The following is a 10507-nucleotide window of genomic DNA, read 5'->3' on the forward strand; positions in this document are numbered from 1 at the left end:
CGGCCCGTGCGAGGACTCGGCCAGTACGCCGCGCAGGAAGGAACGGCGTCCGGGCGGGGAGGTCACGGGAGAGGTCAGGATCGCGCGCGTGGTCGGCAGCGGGTCCGGGTCCAGCCCGCGCAGCTTGCGCAGGACGGGCCGGACGAAGACCTGGAAGGAGACGAAGGCGCTCACGGGGTTGCCTGGCAGGGCCAGGATCGGTGTCCTGTCCGGGCCGACCGTCCCGAACCCCTGGGGCTTACCCGGCTGCATCGCGACCTGGGTGAACTCGACGGTGCCCTGACGGGTGAGCGCCTCCTTGACCACGTCGTAGGCGCCCATGCTCACGCCGCCGCTGGTGACGAGGACGTCAGCGCGGGTCAGCAGGCCCTCCAGGGTGTCGAGCACCGTCGCCACGTCGTCGCCGACGAAGCCGTGCCGGTGCACGTCGCATCCGGCGTCGTGGGCGGCCGCCGCGAGCATGTAGCTGTTCGACTCCCAGATCTGGCCGGGGCCCAACGGGCGGCCGGGCTCGACCAGCTCCTCCCCGGTGGACAGCACGACCACGCGGGGCCGGGGGAACACCGGGACGGTACGGCGGCCGACCGCCGCCAGGACGCCCGTCTCCCCGGCGCCGATCCGAACACCCGCGCGGACCACCTCGGCGCCCTCCCGGACGTCGTCCCCCGCGCGCCGGATGGCATTGCCCGCCCGGACCGGACGGTCGACGCGCACGGTGGTCGTGCCGCCGTCGGTCCACTCGACCGGTACGACCGCGTCCGCGCCCGACGGCAGGGGCGCCCCGGTCATGATGCGGGCGCACATGCCTGGGCGGATCGCGACCGGACCGCCGTCACCCGCGGCGATGTCGGCGATCACCGGAAGGCTCACCGGGGCGTCCGCGGTGGCGGAGGCCAGGTCGGCGGCGTGCACCGCGTACCCGTCCATCGACGAGTTGTCGAACCCCGGCAGCGACACCGGTGACGTGACGGCCTCGGCCAGAACGGTCCCGTGCGCCCGGAGCAGGTCGAGCTCGGTCGGTTCGGGTGGCGCGATCAGTCCGAGGACGTCGTTGACGTGCTGTTCGACGGTCTTCAAGGGGGTCCCTCCGGCTCGTGGTCCATGTGGGCGACCCAGCCGTCTCGGAAGGAAGCCCACGTCCCATTGTCACCACGATGGATCCGGGTGCCAGCCAGCAAGGCGCCGGAGTCGTCGGGCAGGGTGGCGAAGGGCGCCCCGCCCTACCGCGAAGCGGTCCCAGGGGCGGTGGCGGGTGACGGGCGGGCGGGCTCCTGCCTCTCGACGAACTCCCGTAGCCAGGGCAGCAGCTCGGCGGCCAGGTCCGGGCGGCGGCAGGCGAAGTCGACCACCGTGCGGATGTAGTCGGCCTTGTTGCCGGTGTCGTAGCGGCGGCCACGGAACAGGACGCCGCGCACGGTCCCGCCGTCCTCGGGCTTGCGACGGGCGAGTTCACGCAGGGCGTCGGTCAACTGGATCTCACCGCCGCGTCCCGGCGGAGTCTCGTGCAGGATCGGGAAGACCGCCGGGTCGCAGACGTAGCGGCCGATGATCGCCCATCGGCTCGGCGCCTGCTCCGGGGCTGGTTTCTCGACGAGGTCGGTGACGGTGACGACGTCCTCCTCGTCGGTGGGCTCGATGCCCGCGCAGCCGTAGAGGGAGACCTGCTCGGGCTCGACCTCCATGAGCGCGACGACGCTGCCACCGTGCCGCTCACGCACCTCGATCATGCGACTGAGCAGACCCGAGTTGTCGATCAGATCGTCGCCGAGCAGCACGGCGAACGGGTTGTCGCCGACGTGCGCCTCCGCGCACAGCACCGCGTGGCCCAGGCCGCGGGGCTCCCCCTGGCGGACGTAGTGCACCTGGGCCAGGTCGCTGGACTCGCGCACCGACCGGAGTCGTTCCTCGTCGCCCTTGGCCGCCAGCGCCTTCTCCAGCTCGTGGGCCCGGTCGAAGTGGTCCTCGATCGAGCGCTTGTTGCGCCCGGTGATCATCAGGACGTCGCGGAGCTGGGCGGCGACCGCCTCCTCCAGGACGTACTGGATCGCGGGCTTGTCCACGATCGGCAGCATCTCCTTGGGAGTGGCCTTGGTCGCGGGCAGGAAACGGGTGCCCAGGCCCGCCGCGGGCACGACCGCCTTCGTGACGGAGGCGGCGGCGGATCGGGGCCGTGTCTGGTCGGTGTCGGCACTCATGATCGGCACTCTAGGACAGACCCACGGCCACCTGTGGCCTCCTCGCGCATTCGCCGTGCGAGAAGTCCCGACGGTTTCGGACCAATGACCAGAAACCGCCACCCGGTGTTCATCGTGGGCGGCAGCACGCCGCGGGCCCGGGGAACGGGCGGTGCCAGACTGGGGGCATGAACGGCGAGGACGAACAGAGGGACCGGCCGGACAAGCGGACGCTGCGGCGGCGGATCCTGGCCGGTCGGCGGGAGCGCGGGAGGGAGGAGCGCGACCGGGTGGGTTCGGCGGTCCGCGACACCCTCATGGAGCTCCCGTGGCTGACCATGGGCGGGACCGTCGCCTGCTACTACTCGGTCGGCGGCGAACCCGACACCCGCAAGCTCGTGACTGCGCTGTGGAGACGCGGCGCCTACGTGCTGCTGCCGGTCTTCCTGCCCGGGGGCGAGTTGGACTGGGCGGCCTTCGACGGGCCCGGGAGCCTGGCCCCGGCCGGGCACGGGTTGGTCGAACCCACCGGCCGCCGCTACGGCCCCGGGGCCCTGGCCGGGGCGGACGCGGTGATCTGCCCGGCGCTGGCCGTGGACCGCGAGGGGATGCGGCTGGGGCGCGGAGCGGGCTGCTACGACCGGGCGCTCGCGCACAAGGGGCCGCACACGCCCTCGATCGCGGTGGTGCACGACGAGGAATTCGTGGCGTCGGTCCCCCGCGAACCGCACGACCGGCCGGTGGACGCCGTGGTCACGCCGGGTGGAGGACTGCGCGCCTTCGACCCCGGCGCCCCGGTCTGGCCTGACGCCCTGGGGCGGGCGAAGCGGACGACCAGGGATTAACCCACCCCGCCGGAGCGTTGTGGCTGACGGTCGCGCCCGGTGACGCCGCCGTCCCGGCTCCACACTCCCCGACACGTGTTCGGCACGAGGTGCTGTCGCGGCCCAGGTCGGCGACCGACTACTATTTAGCAGTCAACGGGCGAGAGTGCCAGTTTAGGAGGACACGAACAGTGCCTACGTACCAGTACGCATGCACCGAGTGCGGCGCCCAGATGGAGGTCGTGCAGAGCTTCAGTGACGACTCCCTGACCGTGTGCCCCGAGTGCGAGGGGCGCCTGCGCAAGGTGTACTCCGCCGTGGGCATCGTGTTCAAGGGCTCGGGTTTCTACCGCACCGACAGCGGCACGTCCTCCAACAGCTCCGCCATCACCAGCTCGACGTCCGGCGAGGGCAAGGACAGCGGTTCGGACACCTCCTCGTCCGCGTCCTCCGAGGCCAAGAGCTCGACGAGCTCCTCCGGCGACTCCGGTTCGTCCGGCAAGAGCAGCTCGGACAGCGCGTCCAGCGCCCCCGCCGCGGCCAGCTGAGCCGCCGCGGCCGTTGACGGTCGACGCGCCGCCGACCTCCGGCGGCGCACCGTCCGTCCCGGTGGAAATCCGGCCTGTGGACAACCGCCACGGTGCGCCTCCGCGTCCTAACGTGGAGTCATGGCCACCGCTCCCTCCCGGACCCACCGCCACCGCCACACCCTCATCCGCCTGATCGACCGGCACCGACGCGTCATCGCGACACTGTTCGCCGCCGTCGCCCTGCTCAGCGCGACCCTCGTGCTCCGGCCACCGCCGGGAGCCACCACCGAGGTGCTCGTCGCCTCCCGCGACCTCGACCCCTCCCGGCCCCTCGGCGAGCACGACCTCACCCGTCGCGCCCTGCCCGCTCCCCTGGTCCCGAGCGGGGCCCTCACCTCCGGAACCACCACCGCCGGGCTCCTCCTCAACGCCCCCGTACGCCAGGGCGAGGTCATCACCGACGCCCGGCTCTCCGATCCCCCGGCGCGCGCCTACGGGCCCGACCTGGTCGCGGTCCCGGTCCGGGTCGCCGACGCCGGGGCGGTGGACCTCCTGTCCCCGGGCAGCCGGGTGGACGTCCTCGCCGCCACCGGGTACGGCGATCCGCACCGCCCGCGCGCGAGACCGGCGAGGGAGGTGGCCGGGGATCGGCCCGTACTCGCGGTACCGGACGAGGACCGCCGGGGCGGGGAGAGCGGAGCGCTGCTGGTCATCGCCGCCACTCCGGGCGAAGCCAGAGCACTGGCCGGGCACGCGGCCACTTCACGACTGTCGATCACCATTCGCGGTTGACCGATCACCAATAGTGGTGAATGCTGACCAAGCGCCATATCGGGCGCTAGGGCGTGTGTGGTGGACGCTGCCCGTCGCCAAGGAAGTCACCGCGCCTCAGGCATCGGTTGAGGGTGGTGGCGGGCGGCGGGTGGGCGCGTCCGGTACGGCTCTCGCACGACCGAGAAGGGGGTTCCCCGCTGTGCGCGGTTTCGCGGGCACAGCGGGCCCGCCCGGGGGTGGCCGCCGACTGACGAGAACGCCGCGGGAGTTGTGCCGGGGCGTCGCTCAGCAGGGCGTGTATCCGCCACACACGTCCTGTACCTGACCATCACGAGTGACGTAGGGCAGTTCCATGGAAGGCTTCAAGAAGTTCCTGCTTCAGGGGAACCTGGTGCAGCTGGCGGTCGCGGTTGTGATCGGCGCGGTCTTCGCCAACCTCATCACCGCGTTCACCGAAGGGTTCATCACCCCGCTGATCGGGATCTTCGGCGGGATCCCCACGTTCGGCGACCTCTACTTCGAGATCAACGGCAGCCGGTTCATGTACGGCGCGTTCGTCGACGCCCTGATCTCGTTCCTCATCACGGCCGCCATCCTGTACTTCTTCGTGGTGATGCCGGTCGGCAAGCTCCTGGAGCGGTTCGAGAAGGCGGAGGAGGCCACCACCCGGGCATGCCCCCGCTGCCTCGGCGACGTCCCCAAGAAGGCCAGCCGCTGCGGCCAGTGCACCAGTGAGCTCACCCCGGAGACCGTCTGACCGCATCACCGTAGGGGGCGGCGAGCCGCCCCCTACCGGCTCNACGGAACCCTGCCCGGCCAGGCCGTGCGGGCCGCGTCGGGGGACGGGACCGAACCGGTCGGGACCGGCGGCGGGCCGGTCAGCCCCCGTACTCCCAGTGCCAGGGTTCGAAGGGGCTCGACTTGGCCCACGCGGGGTGCGTCCAACCGAAGTCGGGGCCGTTGGCGTTCATCCAGTTCCACCGTTCGGAACGGTAGTTCTGGATGCCGCAACCGAGGTCGAGCGCCTGCCCCAACCCGTGGTTACTGGTACCCGGGACGGCGGCGTAGCCCGGCGGCACCTCGCGGTACACGCGGTACTGGTTCGGCAGGTCGCGGTAGGCGCTGGTCAGACACATGTTCTCGCCGTACGTCTCCACGTAGCGCATGTTGAGCTCGAAGAAGTCCGCCGCGGCGTCGGCGCGCAGGAACTTGTCGTCGTAGAGCGCGCACAGGGCGGCCTGGGGCAGCTGCCCGTTGGGGTAGCCATCGGCCTTGGAGGCCGCGGACGCATCGCACTCGGCCTGGTTCATGTAGGTGCCGGGGTCGAGACCGAGCCTCTCCAGCTCCGCCATGAGCTCGTCGGTGCTCTCCTCGGCCTGGTCGCGCAGCGCGTCGACCTCCGCCGCCAGCTCCACCTGCTCCAACTGCGTGGTGGTCTGGAGTTCCTGCGCCTGGCTCGCCAGCTGGACCTGCTCCTCACGCAGGTCGGTGGCGTCCTGGATGAGCGCCTGGTTGTCCTCGGCGATCTTGGCCGCGTAGGACTGCGTCTGGAGGTCCTCCTCCAGCGACCCCGAGGCCAGGGTCGCGAGGACCCCTCCGCCGGGCTGCTGGTACAGGGTGCTGGCCAGCCGGGCGAGCGGTTCACGCATCTCCCGGAGTTCGATCTCGGTCTGCTGGAGATCGTGGAGGACCTCGACCAACTCCTCCTGGGCGTCCTCCACCGCCTCCTGGCGCTCGACGTACTCGTCGGTGGCCGCCTCCAAGGCCTCCGCCGCCGCCTCGTTCTGCTCACGCAGCTGTTCCAGGTCGTTGTCCTGCGCGGCCACGGGCGCCAGCCCACCGGTAACCCCGGACACCGCCAGGAACGCCATCACCACCAGCAGCGTGAGAGACCTCAGGGGCCAGCTCAGACCACGGTGCGACTCCGCGAGGCCGGTCGGCATCCCGTTCTCCGGTGCGCGGGAGCCCCGCCGCGCCGAATCAGAAGTGAACGGCACGAATGATCCTCCGCCTGCATGTCGTCGAACACCTAACGTGGCCGCATCGCAACGTACTACATGTCCACATGCGGACACGCGAGACCGAAACACCGAGCGGTGCCAATCAGGGCCGGTATCCCGGACTCCCCCTGGTCGTCCACTCTGACGTTCGGCGTCACCCCTGGTCAGAACGGTGCATGATGACGCCTCTTCCGAACCGCCGAAGCGGAAAGGGGGCATGTGAGCTCAAAACGCGACACGCGTCGTGAACAACATCACACCGCCACCAGGACAACCAATCGTAGAGCAGCGTACTGTGCCCTGCGCCAAGAGTCCCCGAGTGAGGGCCCCGAAAGGCCGACCGACACCCCACACACTCCCATCCTGGGTTAGGCTTGGCCCAGCGGCGGGGGAAGCGATACCTCCGGGCCGCGCCCATGGCTCCATAGCTCAGGGGATAGAGCACCGCTCTCCTAAAGCGGGTGTCGCAGGTTCGAATCCTGCTGGGGCCGCCATTTCGACCTGCGGATATTCTGCGGAGTCGACGGAAGAGGAGCCCCTCCGGTCGCGTCCTCGGTCGCGTCTGGCGGGGGCCTCACCCGCCTTCGGCGCGTCCGCCCCGCGAAGGACTTCGCCCGCCGCCACCGTGTCGCCATGACACCGTGCCCCTCCTCCCTGATCATGGCCACCAGGACGTTCACGGCGCCGGTCCGCCAACCGGCCGACGAACCTGTGGGGGGCACTCGAACCATGCCGAACGCGGACCGGTCACACGACGACGGACGGACCAGGACCCGACAGCGCGGCGGATCGGAGTCCGCGATCGCCCGAGCCCTCCACCGTGACCCGCACCCCGGCCCACAGCACTGGGGCGGTCCCCGTCCCCGCCGCGCCGAACGCGACCCCTTCTTCAACCTGCCCCGCCCTGACACGCCCCGCCCGACCACCTGACCATCCCGGCAGGACCCCGGCCGCGCCGACACGGCCGGCGGGGCTCACAGGAACGGACGCCACGGGGCCAGGACCAGCTCGCCGAACTTCGCGGCGACCGGGCGGCCCCGCCATTCCTCCACCGTCAGCTCCCGCGCGTTGGTGAGGTCGTTGGCGAAGACCTCCTCCAGGTGCTTGGCCACGCCCTCGTCGAAGATCTCGACGTTGACCTCGTAGTTGCCGGTCATGCTCAGACGGTCCACGTTGGCCGTGCCGATCGTGCTCCACCGGCCGTCCACGGTCGCCGTCTTGGCGTGCACCATGGCGTGCTGGTACAGCCACAGCCGTACCCCACCGCGCAGCAGCGCCGTGTACTGTCCACGGGCCATCCAGTCGGCCATCACGTGGTTGGAGTCCTCCGGCACGAGCACGTTGACGTCCACACCCCGCGCCGCCGCGTCCACCAGGGCCCTGAGGAGCTCACGGTCGGGGATGAAGTAGGCCTGGGTGAACAGCACCCGGTCCTTGGACCGGTCGATGGCCTCCAGGAGCATCCCCCGGATCGGGTAGATGAGCTGCTCCGGCACGTTCCGGTGGACCCGCAGGCGTGCCTCCCACCCGGTGTCGCCGATGTGCTCCAGCCTCGGGTGTCGCTCTCCCCGGTTCATGTTCCAGAAGTCGACGAAGGCGTTCTCCAGCTCCCACGTCGCGGGTCCGGACACCCTCAGGTGCGTGTCCCGCCACTCCGTCGCGTACAGCGAGCCCACGTTGTACCCGCCGACGAAGCCGGTCTCCCCGTCCACCGTGAGGATCTTGCGGTGGTCGCGGCCGGACTTGCGCACGTTCAGCAGCAGGACCTCCGGGCGGAACGCCGGGTAGCGCAGCACCCGCACCGCCGGAGGGAAGTCGAAGAAGGCGCGCGGCACGACGAGGTTGGCGAACCCGTCGTAGATGACGAACACCTCGACGCCCCGGTCGGCCGCCTCGATGAGCGCCCGTTTGAACTCCCGCCCCACCTGGTCGTCCTTGAAGATGAACGACTCGAACAGGATCCGCCGGCGCGCGCCCCGGATGGCGGCGAGCATGTCCTCGTAGACGTCCTCGCCGTAGGTGTACACCGTCGCGGTGGTGTCCCCGACCGGCAGTTCCACGGGCGCGGTCCTCGGAAAGCGCGCCCGGTGCTGGCGCACGCGCCTGCGCCACTGGTTGACTCCGATGATCGTCGCGGCCACCGCTACCTGGGTCGCCAGCATCCCCCCGAGGCCCCACTTGAGCGCGGAAACGAGCGTCGAGCGTCGCACTGTCGCCTCCCGAACGAGTCACGCGCCGACCCGGAGGCGTCATCCCCCGAGATCGCCGCCTCCGACGCAAGGTGGACGTCAACCGTATCCCGGTCCACGACACGACAGTTCGTACCCCGGGCCGTGTCTTCCGTCAGCCGCGTTCCCGGAGGCGGCACACCAACAGCTCCGTGGTCGGGCTCTCACGCCGCCGACGGACCATCCGGCGTTCCAGCGGGTACAGGGCGGCGCCCGCCAGCCAGCCCGTGGGCGCGGTGACGGTCGCCGCGCGCAGGGTGCCGCCCCACAGCTTGCGCCACGGCAGTGCGGCGTCCACCTGGGCGTTCATGAACATGAGCATGGGCACACGGCGGACCACGTCGAACCCGGCCTTGTCGGCGGTTCCGGCGATCCATTCCAGCGTCCGGTTGACCTGGTGCTCCCCGCGCTGTTCGGGGCGCTGCAGGCAGTTCTCGGAGATCACCAGGCACCCACCCGGGCGCAGGACCCGGGAGAACTCCATCATGGCGCTCGCGTAGCGGTCGTCGTCGGTGATGTGGAAGAGGACGTCCATGCAGGAGACGGCGTCGAAGGCGTCCGCGTCGAAGGCGTCCAGGTCGGACACGTCCTGGCGGACGAACCGGTGGTCGGGGAAGCGGCCGCGCAGGCGCGCCACGGCGGCGTCGGTCATGTCGCACCCGGTGACGTCACCCGCGCCGAGACGCTCCCAGAGACGCACGTAGAAGCCGGTGCCGCTGCCCGCGTCGAGAACGCTGCGGCCGTGCGGGGCGAGGCGGCCGACCTCGCGGAGGAAGACCTCCTCCCGCACCCGGTACATCCACCGGTTGAAGGGGCGCCCGAGCGCCCGGTACCCGACCCCGCTCTCGGTCCAGTCGCCCTCGAGTCGGCGTTCCCAGAAGTCTCGGAGTTCGCTGTGCCTAGCCATGCACACACTGTCACACCGAGTGGCGTGTCCTGTCCCGACGCAGCGCCGACCAGGTCGGAACCACCCACCGGTGGACGGTGTGTCACCGCCGCCTGCTATCCATGGGCGACACGACCCCCACGGAAGGCGCACACCCATGCCCAACGGCCACCACGTCACCGAGTTCGCGGGCCTGCCCGCCGTCGAGTTCACCCACTGGGACACCATCCACGACGAGTTCACGACCGCCATGCGGTGGGCCCGCAACAGGAACGAGCCGCACCCCACCCTGCCGAGGTCCTACCGTCCGCTCTTCGAGGCGATCGCCGCCCCGGACTCGGTGGCGTGGCGCCTGCGGATGGAGGTCGATCTCTGCATCGGAGAGAGTATCCGGGAGGATCTGGACACCTACGTGGGCCGGTTCACCGACCTGGTGCCGCCGGAGTCCGTCCGGGCGCTCGTCGTCGGCAACATCGCCGACGAGGACTTCCAGTTCCTGTCGGAGGAGGTCCGCGACCGGCTCGTCGCCCTCGCCCCGAAGCTGACCCGCCTGCGCTCCCTGTTCTTCGGGGAGGTCCTCCAGGAGGAACAGGAGATCTCCTGGATCGAGCACTGCGACCTCGCCCCGCTCCTCGCGGCCTTCCCGGACCTCACCGAGTTCACCGTGCGCGGAGGCACCGAGTCACTCGGGCTGCGCGTCGACGGGCACCCGTCCCTGCGGAGGCTCACCGTGCAGAGCGGCGGCCTGCGCCCCGAGGTCGTCCGGGACGTGGCCGCCTCCTCCCTCCCCAGGCTGGAGCACCTCGAACTGTGGCTGGGGCACAAGAACTACGGGGGTGACGCCACGGCCGACGATCTGGCGCCGGTCCTGTCCGCGGAGGCCTTCCCCGAACTCCGCCACCTGGGCCTGCGCAACTCCGACGCGACCGGTGCGTGGGTGCGCGCCCTGGCCGACGCACCCGTCACCACGCGCCTGGAGACCCTCGACCTGTCCCTGGGCACCCTGCGCGACGAGGACGTCGACGCACTCCTGAACGCCCCCGTGTTCCACGACCTGAAGCGACTCGACCTGCACCACCACTTCCTGTCGG

The 10507-nt window shown here is 70.9% G+C and carries 10 protein-coding genes, 1 tRNA gene and 1 pseudogene (1 of these 12 only partly in view); 7 read left to right on the plus strand and 5 right to left on the minus strand.

Translation table 11 applies throughout. The annotated features are described in order from the left end of the window. Both glp and galU read right to left on the minus strand, forming a co-directional pair. Positions 1-1077 (minus strand): annotated as a pseudogene (gene glp, locus D471_RS32705) (molybdotransferase-like divisome protein Glp); it reaches 142 nt to the left of the window's first position. A gap of 143 nt (positions 1078-1220) precedes the next feature. Further along, positions 1221-2195 (minus strand): UTP--glucose-1-phosphate uridylyltransferase GalU, encoded by a 975-nt coding sequence (galU, locus tag D471_RS32710; RefSeq protein WP_051059101.1) that lies wholly within the window; start codon positions 2193-2195, stop codon positions 1221-1223. A gap of 167 nt (positions 2196-2362) precedes the next feature. Here galU and D471_RS0102515 point away from each other — a divergent pair, with 167 nt between their 5' ends. From D471_RS0102515 to D471_RS0102530, 4 genes are all read left to right on the plus strand, one after another. Next, positions 2363-3019: a 5-formyltetrahydrofolate cyclo-ligase gene (locus D471_RS0102515; protein WP_017597169.1), complete on the plus strand. Its 657-nt coding sequence runs from the start codon at positions 2363-2365 to the stop codon at positions 3017-3019. 170 nt (positions 3020-3189) lie between these two features. Next, positions 3190-3546, plus strand: coding sequence for an FmdB family zinc ribbon protein (locus D471_RS0102520; protein ID WP_026127333.1), 357 nt, complete (start codon positions 3190-3192; stop codon positions 3544-3546). Positions 3547-3666: 120 nt separating this feature from the next. Beyond that, entirely contained in the window at positions 3667-4320 is a 654-nt protein-coding gene (gene cpaB, locus D471_RS0102525; protein WP_017597171.1) for a Flp pilus assembly protein CpaB, read from the plus strand. A 334-nt stretch (positions 4321-4654) separates the two neighbouring features. Further along, the gene (locus D471_RS0102530) at positions 4655-5059 is read left to right on the plus strand and encodes an MscL family protein (protein ID WP_017597172.1); all 405 of its coding nucleotides are present in this window, start codon (positions 4655-4657) and stop codon (positions 5057-5059) included. Positions 5060-5180: 121 nt separating this feature from the next. Here D471_RS0102530 and D471_RS0102535 read toward each other — a convergent pair whose 3' ends face one another. Further along, positions 5181-6299 carry a D-alanyl-D-alanine carboxypeptidase family protein gene (locus D471_RS0102535; protein ID WP_026127334.1) on the minus strand — a complete coding sequence of 373 codons (1119 nt, stop codon included), beginning with the start codon at positions 6297-6299 and terminating at the stop codon, positions 5181-5183. A gap of 421 nt (positions 6300-6720) precedes the next feature. Between D471_RS0102535 and D471_RS0102540 the strand changes: the two genes are divergently transcribed. Next, positions 6721-6796, plus strand: a tRNA-Arg gene (locus D471_RS0102540). A gap of 235 nt (positions 6797-7031) precedes the next feature. After that, the gene (locus D471_RS0102545) at positions 7032-7232 is read left to right on the plus strand and encodes a hypothetical protein (protein WP_026127335.1); all 201 of its coding nucleotides are present in this window, start codon (positions 7032-7034) and stop codon (positions 7230-7232) included. A 44-nt stretch (positions 7233-7276) separates the two neighbouring features. Here the strand turns inward: D471_RS0102545 and D471_RS0102550 are convergent, their stop codons facing one another. Continuing rightward, positions 7277-8512, minus strand: a complete 1236-nt coding sequence (locus D471_RS0102550) for a phospholipase D-like domain-containing protein (protein WP_017597175.1) — start codon at positions 8510-8512, stop codon at positions 7277-7279. A gap of 133 nt (positions 8513-8645) precedes the next feature. Continuing rightward, on the minus strand, positions 8646-9437 hold the full coding sequence (locus D471_RS0102555; protein ID WP_017597176.1) for a class I SAM-dependent methyltransferase: 792 nt from the start codon (positions 9435-9437) through the stop codon (positions 8646-8648). Positions 9438-9573: 136 nt separating this feature from the next. On the opposite strand from D471_RS0102555, the gene D471_RS0102560 reads away from it, so the two are divergent. Further along, positions 9574-10507 (plus strand): STM4015 family protein (locus D471_RS0102560; protein WP_017597177.1); only part of this gene is annotated, 934 nt, incomplete at its 3' end.

The organism is Nocardiopsis lucentensis DSM 44048, assembly GCF_000341125.1.
In the GTDB taxonomy this organism is placed as follows: Bacteria; Actinomycetota; Actinomycetes; order Streptosporangiales; family Streptosporangiaceae; genus Nocardiopsis; species Nocardiopsis lucentensis.

What these genes read in the sequence shown, in the direction of transcription:
- galU (WP_051059101.1), bottom strand. Translation starts at nt 2,195, where the DNA reads ATGAGTGCCGACACCGACCAGACACGGCCCCGATCCGCCGCCGCCTCC.
- D471_RS0102515 (WP_017597169.1), top strand. Translation starts at nt 2,363, where the DNA reads ATGAACGGCGAGGACGAACAGAGGGACCGGCCGGACAAGCGGACGCTG.
- cpaB (WP_017597171.1), top strand. Translation starts at nt 3,667, where the DNA reads ATGGCCACCGCTCCCTCCCGGACCCACCGCCACCGCCACACCCTCATC.
- D471_RS0102530 (WP_017597172.1), top strand. Translation starts at nt 4,655, where the DNA reads ATGGAAGGCTTCAAGAAGTTCCTGCTTCAGGGGAACCTGGTGCAGCTG.
- D471_RS0102545 (WP_026127335.1), top strand. Translation starts at nt 7,032, where the DNA reads ATGCCGAACGCGGACCGGTCACACGACGACGGACGGACCAGGACCCGA.
- D471_RS0102555 (WP_017597176.1), bottom strand. Translation starts at nt 9,437, where the DNA reads ATGGCTAGGCACAGCGAACTCCGAGACTTCTGGGAACGCCGACTCGAG.